At 44.2% G+C, this 25,091-nt stretch carries 21 protein-coding genes and 2 tRNA genes; 19 read left to right on the top strand and 4 right to left on the bottom strand.

Annotation, left to right across the window (positions count from 1 at the left end; translation table 11 throughout):
- Window positions 1-90: 90 nt before the first annotated feature.
- Complete coding sequence (locus tag AB4513_RS03880; RefSeq protein WP_009847553.1) at window positions 91-1,380, bottom strand: peptidoglycan DD-metalloendopeptidase family protein; 1,290 nt, start codon at window positions 1,378-1,380, stop codon at window positions 91-93.
- Between the two features lie 129 nt (window positions 1,381-1,509).
- Between AB4513_RS03880 and tyrS the strand changes: the two genes are divergently transcribed.
- Both tyrS and AB4513_RS03870 read left to right on the top strand, forming a co-directional pair.
- The gene (gene tyrS, locus AB4513_RS03875) at window positions 1,510-2,697 is read left to right on the top strand and encodes a tyrosine--tRNA ligase (RefSeq protein ID WP_004734518.1); all 1,188 of its coding nucleotides are present in this window, start codon (window positions 1,510-1,512) and stop codon (window positions 2,695-2,697) included.
- Between the two features lie 426 nt (window positions 2,698-3,123).
- Window positions 3,124-3,969, top strand: coding sequence for a magnesium transporter (locus AB4513_RS03870; protein WP_009847552.1), 846 nt, complete (start codon window positions 3,124-3,126; stop codon window positions 3,967-3,969).
- A 108-nt stretch (window positions 3,970-4,077) separates the two neighbouring features.
- Here the strand turns inward: AB4513_RS03870 and dacB are convergent, their stop codons facing one another.
- Together dacB and AB4513_RS03860 are read right to left on the bottom strand one after the other, a co-directional pair.
- On the bottom strand, window positions 4,078-5,511 hold the full coding sequence (gene dacB, locus AB4513_RS03865; protein ID WP_009847551.1) for a serine-type D-Ala-D-Ala carboxypeptidase: 1,434 nt from the start codon (window positions 5,509-5,511) through the stop codon (window positions 4,078-4,080).
- A 112-nt stretch (window positions 5,512-5,623) separates the two neighbouring features.
- Window positions 5,624-6,670 (bottom strand): porin, encoded by a 1,047-nt coding sequence (locus tag AB4513_RS03860; protein ID WP_009847550.1) that lies wholly within the window; start codon window positions 6,668-6,670, stop codon window positions 5,624-5,626.
- Window positions 6,671-7,185: 515 nt separating this feature from the next.
- Between AB4513_RS03860 and greA the strand changes: the two genes are divergently transcribed.
- On the top strand, window positions 7,186-7,659 hold the full coding sequence (gene greA / locus AB4513_RS03855; protein WP_009847549.1) for a transcription elongation factor GreA: 474 nt from the start codon (window positions 7,186-7,188) through the stop codon (window positions 7,657-7,659).
- Between the two features lie 124 nt (window positions 7,660-7,783).
- On the opposite strand, the gene yhbY is transcribed toward greA, so the two are convergent.
- Window positions 7,784-8,080 carry a ribosome assembly RNA-binding protein YhbY gene (gene yhbY / locus AB4513_RS03850; protein WP_004734509.1) on the bottom strand — a complete coding sequence of 99 codons (297 nt, stop codon included), beginning with the start codon at window positions 8,078-8,080 and terminating at the stop codon, window positions 7,784-7,786.
- 114 nt (window positions 8,081-8,194) lie between these two features.
- On the opposite strand from yhbY, the gene rlmE reads away from it, so the two are divergent.
- From rlmE to AB4513_RS03770, 16 genes are all read left to right on the top strand, one after another.
- A complete protein-coding gene (rlmE, locus tag AB4513_RS03845; RefSeq protein WP_009847548.1) occupies window positions 8,195-8,824 on the top strand; it encodes a 23S rRNA (uridine(2552)-2'-O)-methyltransferase RlmE in 630 nt (209 codons plus the stop codon).
- A gap of 107 nt (window positions 8,825-8,931) precedes the next feature.
- Window positions 8,932-10,890, top strand: coding sequence for an ATP-dependent zinc metalloprotease FtsH (gene ftsH / locus AB4513_RS03840; RefSeq protein WP_102257748.1), 1,959 nt, complete (start codon window positions 8,932-8,934; stop codon window positions 10,888-10,890).
- Between the two features lie 89 nt (window positions 10,891-10,979).
- Complete coding sequence (gene folP / locus AB4513_RS03835) at window positions 10,980-11,810, top strand: dihydropteroate synthase (RefSeq protein ID WP_009847544.1); 831 nt, start codon at window positions 10,980-10,982, stop codon at window positions 11,808-11,810.
- 21 nt (window positions 11,811-11,831) lie between these two features.
- The gene (gene glmM, locus AB4513_RS03830) at window positions 11,832-13,172 is read left to right on the top strand and encodes a phosphoglucosamine mutase (RefSeq protein ID WP_009847545.1); all 1,341 of its coding nucleotides are present in this window, start codon (window positions 11,832-11,834) and stop codon (window positions 13,170-13,172) included.
- A 278-nt stretch (window positions 13,173-13,450) separates the two neighbouring features.
- Entirely contained in the window at window positions 13,451-13,783 is a 333-nt protein-coding gene (gene secG, locus AB4513_RS03825) for a preprotein translocase subunit SecG (protein WP_009847546.1), read from the top strand.
- Between the two features lie 16 nt (window positions 13,784-13,799).
- Window positions 13,800-13,884: transfer RNA gene (locus tag AB4513_RS03820), tRNA-Leu, on the top strand.
- 53 nt (window positions 13,885-13,937) lie between these two features.
- Window positions 13,938-14,014, top strand: a tRNA-Met gene (locus AB4513_RS03815).
- Between the two features lie 237 nt (window positions 14,015-14,251).
- Window positions 14,252-14,707 carry a ribosome maturation factor RimP gene (gene rimP / locus AB4513_RS03810; RefSeq protein WP_004734501.1) on the top strand — a complete coding sequence of 152 codons (456 nt, stop codon included), beginning with the start codon at window positions 14,252-14,254 and terminating at the stop codon, window positions 14,705-14,707.
- Window positions 14,708-14,742: 35 nt separating this feature from the next.
- A complete protein-coding gene (nusA, locus tag AB4513_RS03805) occupies window positions 14,743-16,230 on the top strand; it encodes a transcription termination factor NusA (RefSeq protein WP_009847542.1) in 1,488 nt (495 codons plus the stop codon).
- A 22-nt stretch (window positions 16,231-16,252) separates the two neighbouring features.
- A complete protein-coding gene (gene infB / locus AB4513_RS03800; protein ID WP_009847541.1) occupies window positions 16,253-18,943 on the top strand; it encodes a translation initiation factor IF-2 in 2,691 nt (896 codons plus the stop codon).
- Between the two features lie 135 nt (window positions 18,944-19,078).
- Window positions 19,079-19,492: a 30S ribosome-binding factor RbfA gene (rbfA, locus tag AB4513_RS03795; RefSeq protein ID WP_009847540.1), complete on the top strand. Its 414-nt coding sequence runs from the start codon at window positions 19,079-19,081 to the stop codon at window positions 19,490-19,492.
- Window positions 19,492-20,445 carry a tRNA pseudouridine(55) synthase TruB gene (truB, locus tag AB4513_RS03790; RefSeq protein ID WP_009847539.1) on the top strand — a complete coding sequence of 318 codons (954 nt, stop codon included), beginning with the start codon at window positions 19,492-19,494 and terminating at the stop codon, window positions 20,443-20,445. The genes rbfA and truB overlap by 1 nt, the downstream gene beginning before the upstream one ends.
- Window positions 20,446-20,663: 218 nt before the next feature.
- On the top strand, window positions 20,664-20,933 hold the full coding sequence (gene rpsO / locus AB4513_RS03785; protein WP_004734493.1) for a 30S ribosomal protein S15: 270 nt from the start codon (window positions 20,664-20,666) through the stop codon (window positions 20,931-20,933).
- Window positions 20,934-21,293: 360 nt separating this feature from the next.
- The gene (gene pnp, locus AB4513_RS03780) at window positions 21,294-23,414 is read left to right on the top strand and encodes a polyribonucleotide nucleotidyltransferase (protein WP_009847538.1); all 2,121 of its coding nucleotides are present in this window, start codon (window positions 21,294-21,296) and stop codon (window positions 23,412-23,414) included.
- A gap of 124 nt (window positions 23,415-23,538) precedes the next feature.
- Window positions 23,539-24,462 carry a lipoprotein NlpI gene (gene nlpI, locus AB4513_RS03775; RefSeq protein ID WP_009847537.1) on the top strand — a complete coding sequence of 308 codons (924 nt, stop codon included), beginning with the start codon at window positions 23,539-23,541 and terminating at the stop codon, window positions 24,460-24,462.
- A gap of 166 nt (window positions 24,463-24,628) precedes the next feature.
- Window positions 24,629-25,036, top strand: coding sequence for a MarR family winged helix-turn-helix transcriptional regulator (locus AB4513_RS03770; protein WP_009847536.1), 408 nt, complete (start codon window positions 24,629-24,631; stop codon window positions 25,034-25,036).
- Window positions 25,037-25,091: the final 55 nt, after the last annotated feature.

Here is a 25,091-nt window from a genome sequence, read left to right as displayed (position 1 = left end):
CAGTGGTTCGATGAACATAAAAAAGAGCGCCTTGGTGGGCGCTCTTTTCGTTGGTTTATAGGGCTCTTAACCTAATTGGTATCTAGTTGCCTAATTAGTCGCTAGCAACTGGCCGTATCGCTCAAGGTTATTCAGTCGAATCTCTGAGTTGGCAATAAAGGTTGCTTTTGCTTTACCGGTTAACGACTTAGATTGCGGTAATTTCACGGTTCGCGCATTTTTATGTACGCCATTGACCAAGAATTCATAGTGTAAGTGCGGGCCAGTCACACGGCCTGTACCGCCCAAAGTACCAATGGTTTGGCCTTGTTTTACGCGCTGACCTGTTTTCACCATACGTCGCTTCATATGCAGGTATTTAGTGATATAGGTGTTGCTGTGGCGAATGAACACGTAGTTACCATTGAATTGGTTGTAACCCGATTTCTGAACAATACCGTCACCGGCTGCCCAGATAGGTGTGCCAACAGGGGCTGCGTAGTCGGTGCCTCGGTGAGCTCGAACCTTACCGGTTACTGGGTGTTTTCTACGAGGGTTAAAGTTCGATGTTACACGGCGAAAATCAATCGGTGAGCGCAAGAAGGCTTTCTTCATAGCACGACCATTTTCATCGAAGTAGTTGCCGCTTCTATCATCTAATACCGCGGTAAATGAATCACCTTGGTTTTTGAATACTGCCGCCATGATCTTGCCGCGACCAATCACTTCGCCTTCAACGACTTTCTCTTGGTACAAAATCTTAAAGCTGTCGTTGTTGCGAATATCCAACGCAAAGTCGATATCCCAACCGAAGATGCCCGCCAGTTCCATAATTTGGTTTGCAGTTAGGCCTGCATTGACGCCGGCGTTCCAGAAGTTAGACGTGATGTTGGCTTCGGCATAGTTGTATTGGTAGGCCACTTCCTTTTTGTCGAAGCTAGAGGAGAATGAATCGCCAGACTTAGTGATTTTGAAGCTTTCAAACGCACTAAGTTGTCGCTTCAACTGAATAAGGTCGTTGTTTTCATCAAAGCCGAATTGTAATACGTCGCCAGGTCTTAGATTGGACAGCTGCTTTTTAATATCGTTGTTGGTATTGAGTAGAGTGATCAGTAAACGGTATGAAAGGCCAATACGTTCAAATAAAACAGAGGTGCTTTCGCCAGAGCGAACGGTGTATTTCTCCCATTTGAGTACTGCCGTCGGTGGTGCGTCACTTGAGCTAACAAGTGCTGATGCACTGATCGTCAGTGGGTAGTGTTTTCCAACGACTAAAGCTCCCGTATCGTCACGTAAGCTGTTGACGTCGGGGAGTAAGAAAATAGCGATAAAAATTACGGCACTAAAAAATGCGATAAATGCCCGGTGCAAAATGGGAAGGCGTGCAAAAATAGACAACATGTTCCGGTTCGTTCTGTAAATATTATGAAAATAGACGACGGAATAGTGTAACTGGTTTCAAAATACATCGCTATTCAAGTAAGATGTCTAATTATTATATTTTTGCCAAATCTGTGGGAGTGAACAAGAATGGCGAGTATTGAAGCTGCACTAGCCGAGATCAAACGTGGCGTAGAAGAACTGATTCCAGAAGACGAACTGATTGCGAAACTAAAAGAAGGTCGTCCTTTACGCATTAAACTGGGTGCCGATCCAACCGCTCCAGATATCCACCTAGGCCATACGGTTATCTTTAACAAGCTTCGTGCTTTCCAAGAGCTTGGTCATGAAGTGACGTTCCTTATCGGTGATTTCACAGCAATGGTTGGTGATCCATCAGGTAAGAACTCAACACGTCCACCGCTAAGCCGTGAAGACGTATTGAAGAATGCTGAAACTTACAAAGAGCAAGTATTCAAGATTCTAGATCCTGCGAAAACGCAAATTCGTTTCAACTCTGAGTGGTTATCTGAGCTTGGTGCAGAAGGCATGATTCGTCTTGCTTCTAACCAAACTGTTGCTCGTATGCTTGAGCGTGATGACTTTAAAAAGCGTTACGCTGGTGGTCAACCGATCGCAATCCACGAATTCATGTACCCACTTCTTCAAGGTCACGACTCTGTTGCACTAGAGAGCGATGTTGAGCTTGGCGGTACTGACCAGAAGTTTAACCTTCTTATGGGTCGTGAACTGCAAAAAGCAGCAGGTCAAAAACCACAAGCGGTACTGATGATGCCACTACTTGTTGGTCTAGACGGCGTTAAGAAGATGTCTAAGTCTGCGCACAACTACATCGGTATCAGCGAAGCACCAAGCGAGATGTTTGGTAAGATTATGTCTATCTCTGACGATTTAATGTGGAGCTACTACGAGCTACTGTCTTTCCGTCCTCTTGAAGAAGTTGCGGAACTGAAAGCTGGCGTTGAGGCGGGCAAAAACCCTCGTGACGTGAAAGTACTTCTTGCTAAAGAGATCATTGCTCGTTTCCACAGCGAAGCCGATGCTGAAGCGGCTGAGCAAGAGTTCGTTAACCGTTTTGCTAAGAACCAAGTTCCTGATGAAATGCCTGAATTTGAATTCGAAGCCGGCCTACCGATTGCGAACGTTCTAAAAGAAGCGGGTCTTGTAAACTCGACTTCTGATGCGATGCGTATGATCAAGCAAGGCGCTGCTAAGCTTGAAGGCGAGAAGATTGAAGACAGCAAGTTTGTACCTGAAGCAGGTACTGCAGTTTACCAAGTAGGTAAGCGTAAGTTTGCTCGTATTACTATTAAGTAATAACACACATCAATAATTGAACAAAAGGCATCCACGGATGCCTTTTTTATTGACACAAAGTTGACGAAGTTTTTGAACGTGCATTGCTACACTATGCGCGCTGTCATATTGACAGTAATTTTGGAGATTTTTATGAACAATACCGACCATCCTCCTAGTTTGAATGGAGAAGAATAACCTGTCTCGGTATTGATCTATTATCCTGCCGTTCGGGTAGGGTATCTTTGTTTTCCCCCTCATTCTTTTCCACACTCTAGATTCTAACAAGTAGACACATCAGTGCTTTAAGCTCTTGGTGCGCTTAGTTGTATGTTCTTGATGTATATAGCTATACGCTCTTGGTGTACACCGCTTTATACTCTCGGGGTACTCTCTATAGGCTACTTGTTTTGATGGTCGTTACCTTTGCCAATCGGGAGATTCGCCATGACGGTAATGAACAACACTTTTTTATCTATTGAAGCTCTGTACTCAGAGCAAGACATCCAAGCTGTATCGAATGCTTTTCAACAGTACGGACGTGAGCAACAAATTAACCTTTTAAACCGAATGCCACTTGAAGATGCGGTGTTAGTGCTTGGGCAATGCTCTCTTAGTACGATTCAGACTTTACTTAGTGAGCTAGAAGAGCAGGGCTTTGAGAAGCGCTCTCGACATCTAGCTCACCAATTAGGGCTGATCTACTCAGAGGTTGAACCACAACAGGGTTACCTTTCAACTGGAGTGCTTAGCCATGTTAGGCAGCGTATCGGTTGGATTATTGCCTTAGCACTGCTGGGCATTGTCTCTGGGCTTATCATTGCTCAGTATGAAGACATTCTTAGCCAGCTAGTACTTCTGGCGATCTATATGCCGGTAATCGCTGCCGCGGGTGGCAACACAGGAACACAAGCTGCGACTTTGGTCATTAGGGCCTTAGCCACAGGGGAATTGAAGAAACGCCAGTGGGCCAACGTTCTATGGAAAGAGCTTAGAGTTGCTATCTGTTTAGCTCTTGCGATCGCCTTAGTGATGATTGGCCGAATCTTATTATTCAGTGACAACCAGTCAACGGGGGGTTACGACATTAATATGATTGCTTACGCGATTGCTGTTGCTCTGTTTATTCAAGTGACCATATCAACTGTACTCGGCGGCGGGTTACCGATAGTCGCTCGATTCTTCAAACTTGATCCTGCTGTGTTAGTGAGCCCTGTACTGGCTTCGATAGTGGATATCTCTGGAATGTGGATCTACTTCACTGTGGTTAATTCATTCTTAGGGATCGCTTAGCGTTTATAAAAATAGCTAAAAACACCTTAGAGAAAAAAATGGCGCTGAAGATTCAAGATCTTCAGCGCCATTTTATTGCTTAAGTAGAAGCTTAAACAGAGTTGAACATTACTTAGATTTGCTCTGTGTTTGACTGAATTCAACTACATCTGTGTAGAAAGCTCGTTCAAACTGGGTGATGGGTGCTTCTACTGGTTTTTCTGGATCTGGTGTGTCAGGAAAGTAATCACGGACAAACTGTACAAATAGAGAGTTCGGTTTTCCCGCTTTATCTAAACCAAAGCCTGCCATGTTGTAGCTCCCATACAAAGAACCACTTTTGGCAATAATGTTGCCTTGGATTGGTGCTTTTCTCATGCTTTGACGGTATTTGAGCGTGCCATCAGTGCCAGATGTAGGCATAGCCTCAATCAGGTTGAGCTGTTTATCGTTCTCCCAGATATAACGAAGTACCTGAGCCATGGTTTGCGAGGTCATGCGGTTATTTCTGGATAGCCCTGAACCATCGACCAACTGTGCTTGGCTTAGGTCAATATTGGCTTTGGTCAGTAATATCTGCTTTATCGCTTCAGTGCCGTTATTAAAGCTGCCCGGTTGAACATAAAATGTCGCACCCAGTGTTTTGGTTAGGTTGTCTGCTATTAGATTGTCTGATTTCTTGAGCATGATATTAATCAGTTCGGGAAGTTTCTCTGAGCTGTGACTTGCGATTAACGTGCTTTTGCCTGCTTTAGCTTTTTTGCCAACGACCACATTGCCTTTTACTTCAATTCTCAGTTCTTTAAGAATCGATGTAACGACTTGATAGGTGTAAAGTTCTGGACTTTGAATCGCGAACTTGAGCGGCAGTGGTTTCTTACGTTCAACTAAGCAACCAGAGAGCTTGTAAGTGTTATCTGGGGTAGTAATAAGCTCCAAGTCGCATTGCGTTGCCTTTTGGCCAGAGCGAGTTACCGTGGCTGCTGAGGTTGTCACGTCTATCGGATAGTGAGCTGGGATATATACGCGTGTTGTACCGTTATCTTTTGTATAAATAGAGGCTTGTGCGCAGTTACTGTCTAAGGTCATTGCACTAGAGGGAGCGCTGTAACAAACGCCTAAAATGTCCCAAGGCCAACCAACCGCTCGTTGATAGCCAGTAAAAGCTGAGTTATCGAGGTATAAGTTGCCCTTGATTGTTTTAGATTGCGATTTAGCATATTGATCTAAAAGATTTTTTAGATGCTCTCTTTGTAGTGTAGGGTCACCACTGAATGCGATCACGACATCTTTATTAGAACGCGCAATGCTGGTCGTGTAGTTAAAATTATCTCCTAACTCCAATTTGGCTGCCAAAGCGGTGACTAGCTTTAACGTACTGGCGGGAGGGTAAAAGCCATCGCTATTGGTGTTCAACTCACTCGAATCATCACTCAATGACTTCAGTATCAAGCTTGTGCTACTGCCATCGGGCAGTTTATCTAGAGGGAGGTATTCGAAAGCACTAATTGAATAGCTACACAGTGACAAACCACATAGGAGTAAGCGGGATAGAAGGCGCATAGAAGGTTTTCTTGGATGACTGATGTTTTCAGTATACAGATATAAAAAACGCCCGCTATAGAGCGGGCGTTTTGATTCTCAATTAACTAATTAATCAATTAGATAATCAGAATTAGAAGTCGTAACGTAGACCTAGAGCTAGCTCGTCTTCAGCTTGTGCTGAAGTTGCAGCAAGGTTGCCGCCAGCAGTACCGAACTGGTCACCCGCTGAGATTAGGTTGAAGTTGTACGATACATAGCCACGGAAGTTAGGCTTGAAGTAGTACGTTGCATCAACAGCGATATTGTCAGCAGACGTTTCACCATTAGTTTCAGCGTTGTTGTATGTAGATGAGAATACTGTTTGACCTAGAGTGTAAGCCGCTGCTACTTCGTAACCAGTGTAATCACCGTCGTTCTTAGCAACTTGACCATCTGTAAATACACCAGCGAAGTATAGGTCGCCCATAGTGTAAGAACCAGAAAGCATGTATTCGTCTTGTGCGTTGTTACCAGAGTATTGACTTGCGTAACCTGCACCTAGTTTAACACCAGTTTCACCGATTGCGTAGATACCAGATAGAGAGTAACCATCAGCACTGTTGTCGCTGTAAGAAGCAACAGCATCGCCTTCGCCTGCTGGAGTACCGTCAGCTTTTAGTTCTGTACGGTCAGCAAAACGGTAGCTTGCTTTAACGCTTAGGTCTTGGAATTGACCTTTGTAAGAAAGCATGTTGTCAGCACGGTCAGCAGCATTGATTTTCATTGCTGCAGAGTTACCGTGGTAAGCCATGATATCGGTAAAGTCAGTGATTACGCCTAGAGCGCCGTCGTTTTTACCGTAAGTTACTTCACCAAATGTACCGCCAAGTCCAGCGTAAGCGTAACGGTTAGTTAAGCTGTCGCTGTTTTTGTCAGTGCCTGCGCCGTTTTCAGCCGTTGTGAACTCGCCTTCGTAGAAACCAACACCGTATAGGCCATCTTGGATTTCAACTTGACCTAGGAAGTTAAGACGGATACGAGAGTTGTCTTGAGCGTTACCATCTTTCATAGATAGACGAGCTTCCGCACGGCCACCCATTTCTAGAGAAGTACCGTCTTGGTTGTATAGTTCTGAAGCGTTAGCACCAGTAGCAAGAGCTGCAGCAGATACAGCAAGCGCGATCATAGTCTTGTTCATGTTATTAATTCCTAATTACTGTCCATAAAGGTATTTATCAAGGATTTGAATCCTTTTTGTATATTGCTCGTATTAATCAAGCTTCATAATCATGCTTAGAACAAAAGCGTGAAACTTGCCAGAGCAATCCGTGGGGTACTTTTTACCCCTAAAGTTCCACCATCAGGTAGTAAAATGATATCAATAAAAATTATGAACACTGTTTTATTGAGTTTGCGTGTGTTTAAGTATTTGTTTTTATATGATTTTTATAAAAGTGTGATCTGTGTTTATTTGGTTTATTTTTGTTTTTTTTAGATATTTCATCGCTAACTTATTGATGGTGAGGTTATTATTCATTTTTGTGATGTCTGTAATTTAGACCTAGATAAAGCTTTTATAACGCAAAGTGGAATAAAGGTGATTTAGCCATAAAGTTTGTTTACACTAAGCCAAATCGTTTTGTTTCTATCACCCAATAAGTATGTTGGGTGGATTTATGTTGGCCAAAGAAAGCTTTGGCATAGAGGTAAAAAATGGAAAAGGTTCCAATGACAGTACGTGGCGCTCAGCAGCTACGTGACGAATTAGATCGCCTACTTAAGCTACGTCCTATTATTTCAGCAGCTATTGGTGAAGCTCGTGAACTCGGTGACTTGAAAGAGAATGCTGAATACCACGCCGCTCGTGAAGAGCAGGGTATCTGTGAAGCTCAAATTCGAGATATTGAATATAAGCTATCACTGGCTCAGATCATCGATGTAACGCAGATGGATAACACAGGTAAGATTATCTTTGGCACGACAGTGACTTTGATTGACGTAGATACGGATGAAGAATTCCGCTACCAAATCGTTTCTGAAGATGAAGCCGATATCAAAACGGGTCGCATTTCTGTGAAATCCCCAATTGCACGTGGCCTTATCGGTAAGATGGAAGGCGATGAAGTACTGATCTCTACCCCAGGTGGTGATAAAGACTTCGAAATCGACAAAGTAGAATACATCTAATTGAATTTTCTTTGTTTTTGATAAGTAAAAAGGTCGCTAATGCGACCTTTTTCGTTTCTCACGCTACACTAAAAGCTAAGCGCAGTGGCTTTCTTTTAATGAAGTTAGCTTATATCAAGCTCGCTTACTTGCGTGGAATCTCGATTTTACGTGCTTCTGACTGACGGAACAGTACTAGAACTTTACCGATAGTCTGTACTTTCTCAGCTTTAGATTCACGTACAATTGCATCGATAATCAGTTGCTTAGTCTCACGGTCTTCTGATGCAACTTTAATCTTGATCAGTTCGTGGTGGTCTAGAGCTAATTCGATTTCCGCTAGAACAGCTTCAGTAAGTCCATTTGCGCCCATTAGCACAACAGGTTTTAAACTGTGAGCTAGGCCCTTTAGATGCTGCTTTTGTTTGGTACTTAGGTTCATTACGCGGCCAATTTTATTTAGTATTAGGGTTGAAAAAACCTATTTTAACGCCATCTAAAGCTGAAGACTATAATTTATTCAGCAATTAGTACTTTCCTCCAATTTAGGTATCCAATGAGCAAACAGAAACACTCGGCCAGTTCGGGCCGTTGGTTGAAGGAACACTTCGACGACAAGTACGCAAATGAAGCCAGAAAAAAAGGCTATCGTTCGCGTGCTTATTTCAAAATGGAAGAGATTCAAACGAAAGATAAATTGCTGACTCCAGGGATGACCATTGTGGATTTGGGTGCAGCGCCTGGCGGTTGGTCTCAATATGCTGCTAAGATTATCGGAGACAACGGTCAAATCATTGCGTGTGACTTGTTACCAATGGATCCGATTGCTGGAGTGAGCTTTTTACAAGGCGATTTCCGCGAAGAAGCTGTGCTAGATGCGTTGCTGGAACGTATACAACCAAACATGGTTGATGTCGTGATGTCTGATATGGCACCTAATATAGCAGGCAACAATTCTGTGGATCAGCCAAGAGCTATGTATTTAGTTGAATTAGCTTTGGATATGTGTCGACAAGTTCTAGCTACCAATGGTAGTTTTGTTGTAAAAGTATTCCAAGGCGAAGGGTTTGACCAATATGTTAAGGACGTCCGTGAGATGTTTAAAACAGTCAAAGTTAGAAAACCCGACTCTTCTCGAGCTCGCTCTCGTGAAGTGTTTATCGTAGCAACTGGTTACAAAGGTTAACGATTCTCTTCCAAGAGTGAGAGTTAACAACATGGCTACAGGTTACAAACTGTAGTACCCTACCTTTAATTACAATTAGTTATCGAGAGGCTTACACCTTGAGTGACATGGCAAAAAATTTAATTCTGTGGCTTGTTATCGCGGTAGTGTTGATGTCGGTATTCCAGAGCTTCGGCCCTGGGGAAAGTAACGGCAGAGCAGTAGATTACACCACGTTTGTACAGGAAGTTGGCCAAGGCCAGATTCAAGACGCACAGTTCAATAACAGCGAAATCACTTTCACACGTCGTGGTGGTGGCTCTAAGTATGTAACTTACATGCCTGTTTATGATCAAAAGCTACTTGATGACTTAATTAATCAAAACGTAAAAGTTCAGGGTACACCACCTGAAGAGCAGAGCCTGCTTGGCACTATCTTCATTTCATGGTTCCCAATGATCTTACTGATTGGTGTGTGGATTTTCTTCATGCGTCAAATGCAAGGCGGCGGCGGCGGTAAAGGCGCAATGTCTTTTGGTAAGAGCAAAGCTCGAATGATGAGCGAAGAACAAATCAAAACGATGTTTGCTGATGTTGCTGGTTGTGACGAAGCAAAAGAAGACGTGAAAGAGCTTGTGGATTACCTTCGTGACCCAAGCCGCTTCCAAAAGCTTGGTGGTAAGATCCCGACAGGTATCCTGTTGGTAGGTCCTCCTGGTACGGGTAAGACATTGCTTGCAAAAGCGATTGCTGGTGAAGCGAAAGTACCGTTCTTTACTATCTCTGGTTCTGACTTCGTTGAAATGTTTGTTGGTGTTGGTGCATCTCGTGTGCGTGACATGTTCGAACAAGCGAAGAAAGCAGCGCCTTGTATCATCTTTATCGATGAAATCGATGCGGTAGGTCGTCAACGTGGCGCTGGTGTTGGTGGTGGTCACGATGAACGTGAGCAAACACTTAACCAAATGCTGGTTGAGATGGATGGTTTCGAAGGTAACGAAGGTATTATTGTTATCGCTGCGACTAACCGTCCAGACGTACTAGACCCTGCATTACTTCGTCCTGGTCGTTTTGACCGTCAAGTTGTGGTTGGTCTACCTGATGTACGGGGTCGTGAACAGATTCTTAAAGTACACATGCGTAAAGTGCCACTGTCAGGTGATGTTGAACCATCTCTGATTGCTCGTGGTACTCCAGGTTTCTCTGGTGCAGACCTTGCGAACCTTGTTAACGAAGCGGCTCTTTTTGCTGCTCGTGGTAACAAACGCAATGTATCTATGGTTGAGTTTGAACTTGCGAAAGACAAAATTATGATGGGTGCAGAGCGCCGTTCAATGGTGATGTCTGAGGAAGTGAAAGAGTCAACGGCTTACCACGAAGCAGGTCACGCAATTGTTGGTCGTTTGGTACCTGAACACGATCCAGTGTATAAAGTATCAATCATCCCACGTGGTCGTGCGCTTGGTGTAACTATGTACTTACCTGAGCAAGACCGCGTAAGCATGTCTCGCCAGCATCTAGAATCAATGATCTCTAGCTTGTACGGTGGTCGTCTTGCTGAAGAACTTATCTACGGTAAAGACAAAGTTTCGACCGGTGCGTCAAACGATATCGAGCGTGCAACTGATATTGCTCGTAAGATGGTAACGCAGTGGGGCTTCTCGGAAAAACTAGGTCCTCTTCTTTATGCTGAAGAAGAAGGCGAAGTTTTCCTAGGTCGCGGCATGAGCCAGGCGAAACATGTTTCTGACGATACAACTCGACTTATCGATGAAGAAATTCGCATTCTTATCGACCGCAACTACGCTCGAGCTAAGCAAATTCTAGAAGATAATATGGATTTGATGCACTCGATGAAAGATGCGCTTATGAAGTACGAAACGATCGATGCGGGTCAGATTGATGACCTCATGGAGCGTAAGACTGACATTCGTGAGCCTGCTGGTTGGGGTGATCAGGCGAAAGCAGAACCTGCAAAGGAAGAAGCTAAACCTGAAGCTAAATCAGAAGCCGAGCCAAAAGCTGAAGAGTCGACAGTTGAAGAAGTTAAATCTGAATCAGATGATGCTCAAAACAAAGATTCTTAATTGCTAAGCTTTAAATTAAAACCCTGAGTACGCTCAGGGTTTTTCTGTTTCTAGCCCAAGATATTTTTTACCTTTAAGACCCACCTTCCATGATATTAAAAGCACACAATAAAACGCTCGTTTTAGACCGCCCACATGTGATGGGTATCCTCAATGTTACGCCTGACTCTTTCTCTGATGGCGGAAAATTCAATTCATTAGATAATGCTTTACTGCAAGCAGAGCGAATGATTCAGGCTGGTGTTAGCATTATTGATATTGGTGGTGAGTCGACTCGTCCAGGTGCTCCAGAGGTGTCCTTAGAGGAAGAGTTAGCTCGAGTTATCCCGGCGATTAGAGCGATTCGCGCCAAGTTTGATGTTTGGATCTCGATTGATACCAGCAAAGCTGAGGTGATGCGCCAGGCTGTTGATGCAGGGGCAGATTTGATCAATGATGTACGCGCACTGCAAGAGCCCGGATCTCTAGAAGTGGCCGCAGAGGCTAATGTACCTATTTGCTTGATGCACATGAAAGGTCAGCCAAGAACCATGCAAGCCAATCCAAGCTACGAAGATGTTCTAACAGATGTCGAAGACTTTTTACAAGAAAGGGTCGAAGCTTGTGAGGCGGTCGGTATATCAAAAGAGCAGCTGATTCTTGACCCTGGTTTTGGTTTTGGTAAAACCATCGAACACAATTACCATTTATTAGCGCACCTTGAAAAGTTTCATACGCTTGGTTTGCCTGTCTTAGCGGGGATGTCGAGAAAATCGATGATCTTTAAGCTACTAGACAAAGTCCCAGCTGACTGCATGGTCGCTAGCGTTACTTGCGCAACAATCGCAGCAATGAAAGGTGCACAAATTATTCGCGTTCACGATGTTGAAGATACATTGGAAGCGATGAAGATAATCGAAGTGATGAATAACAATCACTAATCATAATTAAGGAAAATCAATATGTCTGATAAAAGACGTTACTTCGGCACAGATGGTGTACGTGGAAAAGTGGGCCAGTACCCAATCACACCTGATTTTGTTTTGAAGCTTGGCTGGGCTGCTGGTCGTGTTCTTGCAAAGCAGGGCACAAAGAAAGTGATCATTGGTAAAGATACTCGTATTTCTGGCTACATGCTTGAGTCTGCTTTAGAAGCTGGCTTAGCTGCTGCTGGTCTTCAAGCTACGTTTACGGGGCCAATGCCGACACCGGCTGTTGCCTACCTAACACAAACTTTCCGTGCTGAAGCGGGGATTGTTATCTCTGCATCGCACAACCCCTTCTATGACAACGGCATCAAGTTCTTCTCGTCTGAAGGTACTAAATTGTCGGATGAGATTGAACTCGCCATCGAAGCTGAGCTAGACAAAGATATCGAGTGCGTTGAATCTTCTGAATTAGGTAAAGCGGTGCGCCTAAATGATGCAGCAGGCCGTTATATTGAATTTTGTAAAAGTACATTCCCACACAAAATGACGCTAGCTGGTATGAAAATTGTGGTGGATTGCGCGCATGGTGCGACTTACCACATTGCGCCGGCTGTATTTAAAGAGCTGGGTGCTGAGGTTGTTGCGATTGGTGTGGAGCCAAATGGCACCAACATCAACCATGAAGTAGGTGCGACTGATGTACGCGCTCTGCAAGCTAAAGTCGTTGAAGAAAAAGCGGCGTTAGGTCTTGGCTTTGATGGTGATGGTGATCGTATCATCATGGTTGACGAGCTAGGCAATAAAGTTGATGGTGACCAAATCGCTTACATTATTGCTCGCGATGCACTGCGCCGTGGTGAGTTGAAAGGCGGAGTTGTTGGTACACTAATGACCAACCTTGGGATGGAAAATGGCCTTAAGCAATTAGGTATTCCATTTGTACGTGCTGCTGTTGGTGACCGTTATGTTATGGAACAACTTCTAGCTAAAGGCTGGAAGATCGGTGCTGAGAACTCGGGGCACGTTATCCTATTAGATAAAGTGACGACAGGTGATGCTATCGTCGCTGCTCTGCAAGTATTGGCCTCAGTTGTCGATAGTGAAATGACACTGAATGAGCTTTCTCAAGGTATGACGTTATACCCTCAAGTTCTAGAAAATGTTCGTTTCAGTGGTGATTCAAACCCACTAGAAGCAGAGGCTGTGAAAGCGGCTGTTATTGAAGTCGAGACGGAACTCGGTGAGAAAGGTCGTGTGCTATTACGCAAATCGGGTACTGAGCCACTACTGCGCGTAATGGTCGAAGGTGAAGATGCTGAACTTGTTCAGAGTTCTGCACTGAAAATTGCTGATGCAGTAAAAGCGAATTGCTAATAAAACGTTTGCCGTAACAGGCGAAGTCGGTCTCACTTGTGGGGGCCGGGTTTTAGTTATGTGATGATTAAAAAGGGACGCAAATGAGTTTTGTGTCCCTTTTGCCCTTTTTTTGACCACTTGCTTGGTAAAGGCTTATTTTTTAGTAAATTCCCCTTGTCAGTCATCGTCGCATTCGCTAGTATTGCTCGGCCTTCAGTTAGGAGGTCGCTAGCCTTGTTCTTAAAAATAGTTTTTTGAACGGCGCTGGCTCAACAATTAGGAACATAGGTGGAAAAATGTTTACAGTTCTACTTGTGATTTACCTGTTGGCAGCGCTTGGTGTAATTGGCCTAGTGTTGATTCAACAAGGTAAAGGCGCAGATATGGGAGCCTCTTTCGGTGCTGGCGCTTCAAACACTGTGTTTGGTGCTGGTGGCTCAGGAAATTTCCTTACCCGAATGACTGCAATTTTTGCAACTACATTTTTTATCCTTAGCTTAGTGCTTGGTAATATGTCTACACATAAAACTGAGTCACAGTGGATTGACCCGACTCAAGGTCAGGTGATTCAACAAGCTGAAGATGCAGTGAGTGAAGTTCCGGCGCAAGGCGACGAAATTCCACAATAATCTGTAAAGATTTGATGCCGAGATGGTGAAATTGGTAGACACGCTAGCATGAGGTGCTAGTGCCTTAGGGTGTGAGGGTTCGAGTCCCTCTCTCGGCACCATGTTTACAAACTTGTAAAACATCTTGTTGGGCGTATAATGCTCACAAGTCGGACGCGGGATGGAGCAGTTTGGTAGCTCGTCGGGCTCATAACCCGAAGGTCGTCGGTTCAAATCCGGCTCCCGCAACCAATTTCAATGCTATTATATAGCTTGTATTGGTAGCAAGTTTGCACAGTGTGAACCTCACTGTGAGTTAAGTGTGATATCAAATATGATGACACTTAACATATAAGGGTCCAGCAACAAAAACCCCGGCTTATACGGGGTTTTTTGTTATCTAAGCATTTATAAATGCATTTAGATGATAATGTTTGCTTGGAATTTAAATTGGGCTTTGAGCCCTTTTTTTGTTTCTGGAGTGGTTAAATGACTGGTTTAGAAAGACAACTTACTGAAATGCTTGACGCTCCAGTAGCAGCATCAGGTTATGAGTTAGTTGGATTAGAATTTATTCGTGCTGGTGAGCACTCAACGCTACGCATTTACATCGATTCACCAAATGGTATCAATGTAGATGATTGCTCTGAAGTTAGTCACCAAGTAAGTGCCGTAATGGACGTTGAAGATCCAATTTCAGTGGCTTATAACCTTGAAGTGTCTTCACCAGGTTTAGAGAGACCACTGTTCAAAGCTGAGCATTACCAACAATTTATTGGTCACGAGGTAAGCATCGTTTTGAAAATGGCTGTCGGCAACCGTCGTAAATGGAAAGGTGATATCCAATCTATCGAAGGCGAGACAGTGAAAGTATTGGTTGAAGGACAAGAAGAAGAATTCGTCCTGAGCAATATTGCGAAAGCTAACCTGATCCCTAAATTTTAGTTCTCCTAGAGAGAAGAGCTTAAGAGGCTAGATTAATGAACAAAGAAATTTTGGCGGTAGTAGAAGCTGTTTCTAATGAGAAAGCAGTTCCTCGTGAGCGTATTTTTGAAGCGCTTGAAATCGCGCTTGCAACGGCAACAAAAAAGAAAAGCGAACTAGAAATCGAAGTTCGTGTTGAGATTGACCGTAAAACGGGTAATTTCGAAACTTTCCGCCGTTGGGAAGCTGTTGAGGAAGTTGAATTCCCAACAAAAGAAATCTCTATTGAAGCTGCAAAGTACGATGATCCAGAGATCGAACTTGGCGGTTTCATCGAAGATGATATCGAATCAGTAACGTTTGACCGTATTACGACTCAAACAGCTAAGCAAGTTATCGTACAGAAAGTACGTGAAGCTGAACGCGCTCAAATCGTTGAACAGTTTATTGATAACGAAGGCGAGCTAGTCACTGGCGCAGTTAAGAAAGTTAACCGTGACACAGTGATTCTAGATCTAGGTAACAATGCTGAAGCGGTAATCCTTCGTGATGACCAACTTCCTCGTGAAAACTTCCGTCCAGGTGACCGTGTTCGTGGTCTTCTATACGCAGTTAAGCCAGAAGCTCGTGGTTTCCAGCTTTTTGTTACTCGTTCTAAGCCAGAAATGCTAGCTGAACTATTCCGTGTTGAAGTGCCTGAGATTGGTGAAGAGCTAATTGAACTTAAAGGTGCTGCACGTGACGCTGGTTCTCGTGCTAAAATCGCCGTTAAAACAAACGACAAACGTATTGACCCTGTTGGTGCGTGTGTTGGTATGCGTGGCGCACGTGTACAAGCTGTATCTAACGACCTTGGCGGTGAGCGTATCGATATCGTGCTTTGGGATGATAACCCGGCGCAATTCGTTATCAATGCAATGGCTCCTGCTGATGTTGCTTCTATCATCGTTGATGAAGATACGCACTCAATGGACATCGCGGTTGAAGCTGACAATCTAGCGCAAGCTATCGGTCGTAGCGGTCAAAATGTACGTCTAGCGTCTCAACTTACTGGTTGGGAACTGAACGTAATGACTGTTGCTGATCTAGAGAAGAAGCACCAAGAAGAAGCAGTTGCTTCTATTGAAAACTTCATGAAGCACCTAGATATCGAAGAAGACTTTGCTCAAATGCTTGTTGAAGAAGGCTTCTCTACGCTTGAAGAAGTAGCCTACGTTCCTGTGAACGAGCTTCTTGAAGTAGATGGTCTAGATGAAGGTATCGTTGAAGAATTGCGTAACCGCGCGAAAGACGCACTGACAACTCTAGCGCTAGCGAAAGAAGAAACTTTCGATGGTGTTGAGCCAGCTGAAGACCTACTTGCACTTGAAGGTCTTGAGCGTGAAATGGCTTACAAGCTAGCAGCAAAAGGCGTTGCGACATTGGAAGACCTAGCTGACCAAGGCGTTGATGAACTAGAAGGCATCGAAGACCTAACTGCAGAGCGTGCAGGCGAGCTAATTATGGCTGCGCGTAACATCTGTTGGTTCGGCGACGAAGAATAATTCAGCAAGGAGAGAGAGCGGTATGACACAATTAACAGTTAAAGCACTGAGTGAAGAGATTGGTACGCCAGTTGACCGCTTAATTGAACAACTTGCTGATGCAGGCATGAAGAAAGCAGGGTCGGACCAAGTGACTGATTCAGAGAAGCAAACATTGCTAACGCACCTTAAAAAGGAGCACGGCGATACTTCTGGTGAAACAGAACCGACTCGTTTAACTCTTCAACGCAAGACCCGCAGCACGCTAAGTGTTGCCGCTGGAGGCGGTAAGAGTAAGGATGTTCAAGTTGAGGTACGTAAAAAGCGTACTTACGTGAAGCGCAGCACTATTGAAGATGAAGCGAAACGTGAAGCTGAGGAAGTAGCTAATCGTGAAGCGGAAGAGAAAGCACAACGCGATGCTGAAGAGCAAGCGAAACGTGATGCTGCAGAGAAAGCACAGCGCGAAGCCGAAGCAAAAGTAACACGTGAAGCGGATGCAAAACGTGAAGCTGAAGAGAAGGCTCAACGCGCACAAGCTGAAAAGGCTAAAAAAGACATGAATTCAAAAAATGCAGACGCTAACGCACAAGCGAAAAAAGAAGCGGATGAACTTAAAGCTCGTCAAGAGCAAGAAGCAACTCGTAAAGCCGAAGCTGAAGCAGCTAAGCTTGTTGAAGAAGCTCGTAAGTTAGCAGAAGAGAACCAAGAACGTTGGTCTGAAGAAGAGAAGAAGAAGAAAGAGCAAGAGAAATCTGCGGATTACCATGTGACGACTTCTACTTACGCTCGTGAAGCTGAAGATGCGGCAGACAAAAAAGATGAGAAAGCACCTCGTCGTCGCAAGAAGAAACCAGCTCCAGCAACTCAACCTGGCAATAACCGTGGTGGTCGTAACCAACGTGGTCGTGGCGGTAAAGGTAAGCTTGCTAAACCAACTTCAATGCAGCAAGGCTTCGATAAGTCAGCGACTGTTGCAAAATCTGACGTTGCTATCGGCGAAACTATCGTTGTTTCTGAACTGGCTAGCAAAATGTCAGTTAAAGCAACTGAAGTTATCAAAGTAATGATGAAGATGGGCGCTATGGCGACTATCAACCAAGTGATCGACCAAGAAACAGCACAACTTGTTGCTGAAGAAATGGGTCACAAGGTAATCCTACGTAAAGAAAACGAACTTGAAGAAGCAGTACTAGCTGACCGTGATAGCGATGCTATCGCTGAAGGTCGTGCTCCTGTTGTTACTATCATGGGTCACGTTGACCACGGTAAAACTTCAACACTTGACTACATTCGTAAAGCACACGTTGCTTCTGGCGAAGCTGGCGGTATCACGCAGCACATTGGTGCTTACCACGTAGATACTGACAACGGCATGATCACGTTCCTTGATACTCCTGGACACGCGGCCTTTACTGCTATGCGTGCTCGTGGTGCTCAAGCGACAGATATCGTTGTACTTGTTGTTGCTGCAGACGATGGCGTAATGCCACAAACAATCGAAGCAATCCAGCACGCGAAAGCGGCAGGCGTTCCTCTGATTGTTGCTGTGAACAAGATCGACAAAGAGGGTGCAAACCCAGACAACGTTAAGAATGAGCTAGCTCAATACGACGTTATTCCTGAAGAATGGGGCGGTGAGAACATCTTCGTTCACATCTCTGCAAAACAGGGTACAAACATTGATGGTCTTCTAGAGTCTATCCTTCTTCAGTCTGAAGTTCTTGAACTTACAGCGGTTAAAGAAGGCATGGCATCTGGTGTTGTTGTTGAATCTCGCCTTGATAAAGGTCGTGGTCCAGTTGCAACAGTACTAGTTCAGTCTGGTACTCTAAACAAAGGCGATATCGTTCTTTGTGGTCAAGAGTACGGCCGTGTTCGTGCAATGCGTGATGAAAACGGTAAAGACATCGAAACTGCAGGTCCATCTATCCCTGTAGAAATTCTAGGTCTTTCTGGCGTTCCTGCTTCAGGTGATGAAGCGACTGTTGTACGTGATGAGCGTAAAGCGCGTGAAGTTGCAAACTACCGTCAAGGTAAATTCCGTGATGTTAAACTAGCTCGCCAACAAAAAGCGAAACTAGAGAACATGTTCGCGAACATGACGGCAGGCGAAGTTGCTGAACTTAACGTTGTACTTAAAGCTGACGTTCAAGGTTCTGTAGAAGCGATTGCTGACTCTCTACTGAAACTGTCAACTGACGAAGTTAAAGTGAACATCGTAGGTTCTGGTGTTGGTGGTATTACTGAAACTGACGCAACGCTTGCTGCAGCTTCTAACGCTATCATCCTTGGTTTCAACGTTCGTGCTGACGCAACTGCGCGTAATACAGTTCAGAACGAAAACCTAGATCTACGTTACTACTCAATCATCTACCAACTGATTGACGAAGTTAAACAGGCAATGGGCGGTATGCTTGCTCCTGAATTCCGTCAAGAAATCATTGGTCTTGCACAAGTTCGTGACGTATTTAAGTCGCCTAAACTTGGTGCAATCGCTGGTTGTATCGTTACTGAAGGTACGATTAAGCGTAGCAACCCAATCCGTGTACTTCGTGAAAACGTTGTTATCTACGAAGGTGAACTAGAGTCACTTCGTCGCTTTAAAGATGACGTTCAAGAAGTTAAGAATGGTTACGAGTGTGGTGTTGGCGTTAAGAACTACAATGACGTTCGCGTTGGTGACCAGATCGAAGTATTCGAAATCGTTGAGGTTAAACGTACTCTAGACTAATCAGTCTGTACGACTCGACATATTGACTAAGGTTACTAACATTACTAATAAAGGTAATAAGGTAATCGGTTGTTGAATACACCATGGGGGGCTGGTAATTACCAAGCCCCCCATCTTTCTAAGTGAGAAAAGAAAATGTCAAAAGAATTTAGCCGCACACAACGTGTGTCTCAGCAGCTTCAAAAGGAGCTTGCGCTTATCCTACAACGTGAAGTTCGTGACTCACGTATCGGTATGGTAACTATCTCAGACGTAGAAGTGTCTCGTGACCTTGCTTACGCAAAAGTGTTCGTTACTTTCCTATGTATCGGTGAGCAAACACCTGAATCATGTCTTGCTGCTCTTAAAGAGCATGAAGTGCCAGTTCGTATGGCTCTTGGTAAGCGTATTCGTCACCGTCTAACGCCTGAAGTGCGTTTTACTTACGACAACACACTAGTAGAAGGCATGCGTATGTCTAACTTAGTAAGTGAAGTTTTAAACGACGATAAGCGTAAGCAAGAAGAGTCTGGCCGAACTGACGAAACTCAGTCTAAGGGCGAAGAGTAATGGCTCGCCGTCGTAAAGGTCGCCCTATCAACGGGGTAATTCTGTTAGATAAGCCAACGGGCATTTCGTCTAATGATGCACTGCAAAAAGTAAAACGTATTTACTTTGCAGAGAAGGCAGGGCACACCGGTGCTCTTGATCCTCTTGCGACTGGCATGCTGCCAATTTGTCTTGGTGAAGCAACGAAGTTTTCTCAGTTTCTATTAGATTCTGACAAGCGCTACGTAGTAATCGCTAAGCTTGGTGAGCGTACCAATACTTCTGACTCTGATGGTGAAGTGGTAGAGACACGAGATGTTAACGTGACTCAAGAGCAACTTGAACGCTGCATTGCAAGCTTCAAAGGGGAAACCGACCAGATTCCGTCAATGTTCTCAGCATTGAAGTATCAAGGTAAGCCTTTGTATGAATACGCACGTGCAGGTATCGAGGTGCCTCGTGAATCTCGTAAAATCACTGTTTACTCTATTGAACTGCTTCGCTTTGAAGGTGATGAAGTTGAGATGGAAGTGCATTGTTCAAAAGGCACTTACATCCGCACAATTACCGACGATCTTGGTGAAATGCTAGGTTGTGGTGCCCACGTGACCATGCTTCGCCGTACTGGTGTTGCTAAGTATCCGTACGATCGTATGGTGACTTTGGAGCAGTTGAACGAGATCCTAGAGCAAGCGCAGGCGCAAGAAATTGCACCCAAAGAACTGCTTGATCCACTATTAATGCCAATGGACACAGCCGTTGAAGACTTACCAGAAGTTAACTTAAACGCGGAACTGACTGACCTAGTTCAGCACGGTATGCCCGTTCAGGTTTCTGGTGCGCCAACTGAAGGTACGGTTCGCATGACAAGTGGTGAAGAGAAACTGTTTGTTGGTGTTGCTCAGATTGCTGAAGATGGCCGAGTTGCACCGAAGCGTTTGGTTGTTTTCAGAGATGAAGAGCCACAACCATAACGCTGAAACCTAGTTAGGTATTGGCGCTTAGCCTGGAAAAGCGAATCAATAATATAGAAAGCGAGCCCTTAATTTTAATGGTTCGCTTTTTTCGTTTTTCATCAGTTCGATTGTTATTGCACCAACTCGTAAACTTCCCTATAATCCTCGACTCGCGTAGCGGCTGAATCAGAGATTGGCTGCTACAAATATAAACTTACTCTTATCAGGAGAGATTTATGTCTCTGAATGCAGAAACTAAAGCAGCAATCGTTGCAGAATACGCACAATCTGAAGGCGACACAGGTTCACCAGAAGTACAAGTAGCACTACTTACTGCTTCTATCAACCACCTACAAGGTCACTTCAAAGCGCACAAACACGATCACCACAGCCGTCGTGGTCTATTACGTATGGTTTCTAGCCGTCGTAAGCTTCTTGATTACTTGAAAGGCAAAAACCTTACTCGTTACCAAGACCTAATCAAGCGTCTAGGCCTACGTCGCTAATAGCGATGTCTGCAAAGACAGTTTGAAGAAAAGGAGCATTTATGCTCCTTTTTTTGTGCCTGTTATATTTTTAATGTTAAAAATGAAGGTTCTCTGTGCGGTTAACCTGATTTTTAATCGTGAAAATGTCTCTTACCAAGAAAATAGTTTATACTCTCGCACGCGAATAATTGTTTGATTATTTCGCACCCTAATTAGCTCAACAATAACAGTCACAGATGTCGGCCAATAGGTCGCGACTATTAAAAGCAGATGTTTAGTCTGATTGAACTTCTCGTCTTTTTTTACTAGTCGCGATTAGTTATTGCTGAGCATTCATTCACTTATTCTGAAAAGAGATTTTCAGATGAAGGATATACAATGTTTGAAAAACCAGTTGTAAAGTCATTCCAGTACGGTAACCACACCGTTACTCTAGAAACGGGCGTAATGGCACGTCAAGCTACTGCTGCTGTAATGGCGACTATGGACGATACATCAGTATTCGTTTCTGTTGTTGCTAAAAAAGAAGCTGTTGCGGGTCAAGATTTCTTCCCTCTAACAGTTAACTACCAAGAGCGTACATACGCTGCGGGTAAAATCCCTGGTGGTTTCTTCAAGCGCGAAGGTCGTCCATCTGAAGGCGAAACACTAACAGCTCGTCTGATTGACCGTCCAATTCGTCCACTTTTCCCAAGTGCGTTTAAAAACGAAGTTCAAGTTATCGCTACGGTTGTTTCTATCAACCCTGACGTAAACCCAGACATGATCACTATGATCGCAACGTCTGCTGCACTTGCTATCTCTGGTGCTCCATTCAATGGTCCTATCGGTGCTGCACGTGTTGGTCACATCGACGGCGAACTTGTTCTTAACCCATCAAATACTGAGCTTGAAAACTCTAAACTAGACCTAGTTGTGTCTGGTACAGAAGGCGCAGTACTTATGGTTGAATCTGAAGCAGATAACTTATCTGAAGAAGAAATGCTTTCAGCTGTTGTTTACGGTCACGACCAACAACAAGTTGTAATCAAAGCAATCAACGAGTTTGCTGCTGAAGTTGCAACTCCATCTTGGAACTGGGAAGCGCCAGCAGTTAACACTGAGCTTAAAGCTAAAGTTGCTGAGCAAGCTGAAACACGTCTATCTGACGCGTACCAGATCACTGAGAAAATGGCTCGTTACGAGCAAGTTGGCGCAATCAAGAACGACACTGTTGAAGCTCTAATTGCACAAGACGAAAACCTAGATGAGCGCGAAATCCGCGGCATGCTTGGTTCTCTAGAGAAAAACGTAGTACGTAGCCGCATCATTGCTGGCAACCCACGTATTGATGGCCGTGAAAAAGACATGGTTCGTGCGCTAGACGTACGTACTGGTGTTCTTCCACGTACACACGGTTCTTCTCTATTCACTCGTGGTGAAACTCAAGCACTTGTTACTGCAACGCTTGGTACACAACGTGATGCACAAATCATCGACAGCCTAATGGGTGAGAAGAAAGACAACTTCCTTCTACACTACAACTTCCCTCCATACTGTGTAGGTGAGACTGGTTTCGTTGGTTCTCCTAAGCGTCGTGAAATTGGTCACGGTAAGCTTGCTAAACGTGGTATCCAAGCAGTAATGCCTTCTGTTGACGAATTCCCATACACAGTTCGTGTTGTATCGGAAATCACAGAATCTAACGGTTCTTCTTCAATGGCTTCTGTATGTGGTACATCTCTAGCACTTATGGATGCTGGTGTTCCAATCAAAGCTTCTGTTGCGGGTATCGCAATGGGTCTTGTTAAAGAAGGCGACGATTTCGTTGTTCTTTCTGACATCCTTGGCGACGAAGATCACCTAGGTGATATGGACTTTAAAGTAGCAGGTACTAACGCTGGTATCACTGCACTTCAAATGGACATCAAGATCGAAGGTATCACTAAAGAGATCATGCAAATTGCTCTTAACCAAGCGCAAGGTGCACGTAAGCACATCCTTTCTGTAATGGATGAAGCTATCTCTGGTGCTCGTGAAGATATCTCTGAATTCGCTCCACGTATCCACACAATGAAAATCAGCTCTGATAAGATCAAAGATGTTATCGGTAAAGGCGGCGCAGTTATCCGTGCTCTTTGTGAAGAAACGGGTACTACAATCGAAATCGAAGACGATGGCACAATCAAGATTGCTGCTACTGAAGGCGCAGCTGCTAAAGAAGCTATCCGTCGTATCGAAGAGATCACTGCTGAAGTTGAAGTTGGCCGCATTTACCAAGGTAAAGTTGCTCGTCTAGCTGACTTCGGTGCATTCGTTACTATCCTTCCAGGTAAAGATGGTCTAGTACACATCTCTCAAATCGCTGATAAGCGCGTTGAGAAAGTGTCTGACTACCTAACTGAAGGTCAAGAAGTACCAGTTAAGGTTCTTGAAATTGACCGTCAAGGCCGTGTACGTCTAAGCATGAAAGAAGCAGTTGAAACGCCAGCTGAAGGCGAAGCACCTGCTGCTGAGTAATTCTTAGCCTATTAATGGGACTATCGCTTTTTAGTGATTTCTAACCCATTGGTAAAAAAGCATGTTATAAAGGGGAGCATATCGCTCCCCTTTTTTATTGCGGTCATAACAGGAGTAATTATTTGTGAAATGGTTTCAAACCGCGAGTATGTGTTTACTGCTTGTACTGACAGGTTGTGCGACAACATCAGATAACACCTCACGTTGGGTTTATCCACCAATGGCTGTACCGCTGCAACCAAGCGTTCAGCAAGAGGTTCAAATTGCACGTCTTAGTCAATTATTACAGCGCCCGGACTTGAATGATGAAGTTCGATCTAAGATGCTGTTTGAACGTGGTAACTACTACGATAGTGTTGGCCTGCGTGATCTAGCACGTCTCGACTTCAACCAATCTCTTTCATTGAACCCTGCTCAACCTGATATCTTCAACCTTTTGGGGGTTTACTTTACGCAGGTAGGGGAGTTTGATGCGGCTTATGAATCTTTTGATTCTACGTTAGAGCTTGATCCTGCAAACTCTTACGCAGAAAGAAACCGCTCTATCGCACTCTACTACGGCGAACGTTATGATTTAGCCAATGAAGAGATGACGAAGCATTATACCGATGACCCAAGTGATCCATTCCGTGCGCTTTGGTTGTATATCATTCAGCACGAACTCACGCCAGAGCAAGCCAAGCTTGATTTGCAAAAACGTTACGAGAGCCGTGATGAGCAGTGGGGTTGGGTATTAGTCGCGATTATGCTTGATGACATTACTGAAGAGCAGGCTTTTAAGGCCATCTTGACCGGTACTCGTGACAACACGTTACTTGCGCAGCGCCTAACTGAGACATATTTCTACCTTGCTAAGCGTTACCACATGAATGGGGACTACGCGAATGCGATCTCTCTGTACAAGTTGTCAGTGTCTTTCAATGTGTATGAATATGTAGAGCATCGTTACTCTTTCTTAGAGCTAAGCCGTATATTTACTACTCTTAAAGCCGAGCACTTAGCAAAAGTTAAGTTGGCTGAGGCCGAAGAAAAAGCCGACACAAAGTAAACGATATATTTTGATTCCGAAGAACCGCTGCCTGTCAGCGGTTTTTTTATGTTCCTTTTTTATAAACAGGTGGTGGGGGGGGGGGCTCGTTTTTGATTGCTTTTTATTTAAACAACACTAAAATAGTTAGCCTTGCTAACTAAATGCCATTCTTGATTAGGTGAGTATGCTGAACCAGAATTTAGAAAAGATTGAGCGCTTCGCCTCTAAGATATGGCGAACTCAGGTAAATGAAGATCCTATTTGCCAATTGAGCTTCAATGAGTATGACTATTTGAAGGTCATTCAATCTTCTCCTGAACCGATTCGATTGACTGATCTTGCGATTGAGATGCAGGTGACCAAGCCTTCAGCAACCACTATGGTTCAGAGACTAGAGAGAAAGGGGCTTGTTGAGCGTAAAGCTTCGCTCGAAGATGCGAGGTCTAAGTTGGTCGTATTGACCAGCAAAGCTGAAGTCGGCTTAGAAGAAGAAAGTAAGATCTATCAGGTCATGGCACAGATATTGGAAAGTCGTTTGTCTGAGCAAGAGTCTCAGCAGCTAAACCTATTATTAAATAAAGCTTTGAAGTAAATAATTTAGATATTTAGTTAGCCTTGTTAACTAATTTTTCGAGTCATATCTTGTT

This window comes from Vibrio sp. 10N.222.54.E6 (assembly GCF_041473955.1).
Taxonomy (GTDB): Bacteria; Pseudomonadota; Gammaproteobacteria; order Enterobacterales; family Vibrionaceae; genus Vibrio; species Vibrio tasmaniensis_A.
The sequence above is the reverse complement of the archived record's forward strand: the minus strand, read 5'-3'. Positions and strand labels throughout refer to the sequence as shown.

Excerpts from the sequence above, each read along its gene's own strand:
- AB4513_RS03880 (WP_009847553.1), bottom strand. The coding sequence starts at position 1,380 with ATGTTGTCTATTTTTGCACGCCTTCCCATTTTGCACCGGGCATTTATC.
- tyrS (WP_004734518.1), top strand. The coding sequence starts at position 1,510 with ATGGCGAGTATTGAAGCTGCACTAGCCGAGATCAAACGTGGCGTAGAA.
- AB4513_RS03870 (WP_009847552.1), top strand. The coding sequence starts at position 3,124 with ATGACGGTAATGAACAACACTTTTTTATCTATTGAAGCTCTGTACTCA.
- dacB (WP_009847551.1), bottom strand. The coding sequence starts at position 5,511 with ATGCGCCTTCTATCCCGCTTACTCCTATGTGGTTTGTCACTGTGTAGC.
- AB4513_RS03860 (WP_009847550.1), bottom strand. The coding sequence starts at position 6,670 with ATGAACAAGACTATGATCGCGCTTGCTGTATCTGCTGCAGCTCTTGCT.
- greA (WP_009847549.1), top strand. The coding sequence starts at position 7,186 with ATGGAAAAGGTTCCAATGACAGTACGTGGCGCTCAGCAGCTACGTGAC.
- yhbY (WP_004734509.1), bottom strand. The coding sequence starts at position 8,080 with ATGAACCTAAGTACCAAACAAAAGCAGCATCTAAAGGGCCTAGCTCAC.
- rlmE (WP_009847548.1), top strand. The coding sequence starts at position 8,195 with ATGAGCAAACAGAAACACTCGGCCAGTTCGGGCCGTTGGTTGAAGGAA.
- ftsH (WP_102257748.1), top strand. The coding sequence starts at position 8,932 with ATGGCAAAAAATTTAATTCTGTGGCTTGTTATCGCGGTAGTGTTGATG.
- folP (WP_009847544.1), top strand. The coding sequence starts at position 10,980 with ATGATATTAAAAGCACACAATAAAACGCTCGTTTTAGACCGCCCACAT.
- glmM (WP_009847545.1), top strand. The coding sequence starts at position 11,832 with ATGTCTGATAAAAGACGTTACTTCGGCACAGATGGTGTACGTGGAAAA.
- secG (WP_009847546.1), top strand. The coding sequence starts at position 13,451 with ATGTTTACAGTTCTACTTGTGATTTACCTGTTGGCAGCGCTTGGTGTA.
- rimP (WP_004734501.1), top strand. The coding sequence starts at position 14,252 with ATGACTGGTTTAGAAAGACAACTTACTGAAATGCTTGACGCTCCAGTA.
- nusA (WP_009847542.1), top strand. The coding sequence starts at position 14,743 with ATGAACAAAGAAATTTTGGCGGTAGTAGAAGCTGTTTCTAATGAGAAA.
- infB (WP_009847541.1), top strand. The coding sequence starts at position 16,253 with ATGACACAATTAACAGTTAAAGCACTGAGTGAAGAGATTGGTACGCCA.
- rbfA (WP_009847540.1), top strand. The coding sequence starts at position 19,079 with ATGTCAAAAGAATTTAGCCGCACACAACGTGTGTCTCAGCAGCTTCAA.
- truB (WP_009847539.1), top strand. The coding sequence starts at position 19,492 with ATGGCTCGCCGTCGTAAAGGTCGCCCTATCAACGGGGTAATTCTGTTA.
- rpsO (WP_004734493.1), top strand. The coding sequence starts at position 20,664 with ATGTCTCTGAATGCAGAAACTAAAGCAGCAATCGTTGCAGAATACGCA.
- pnp (WP_009847538.1), top strand. The coding sequence starts at position 21,294 with ATGTTTGAAAAACCAGTTGTAAAGTCATTCCAGTACGGTAACCACACC.
- AB4513_RS03770 (WP_009847536.1), top strand. The coding sequence starts at position 24,629 with ATGCTGAACCAGAATTTAGAAAAGATTGAGCGCTTCGCCTCTAAGATA.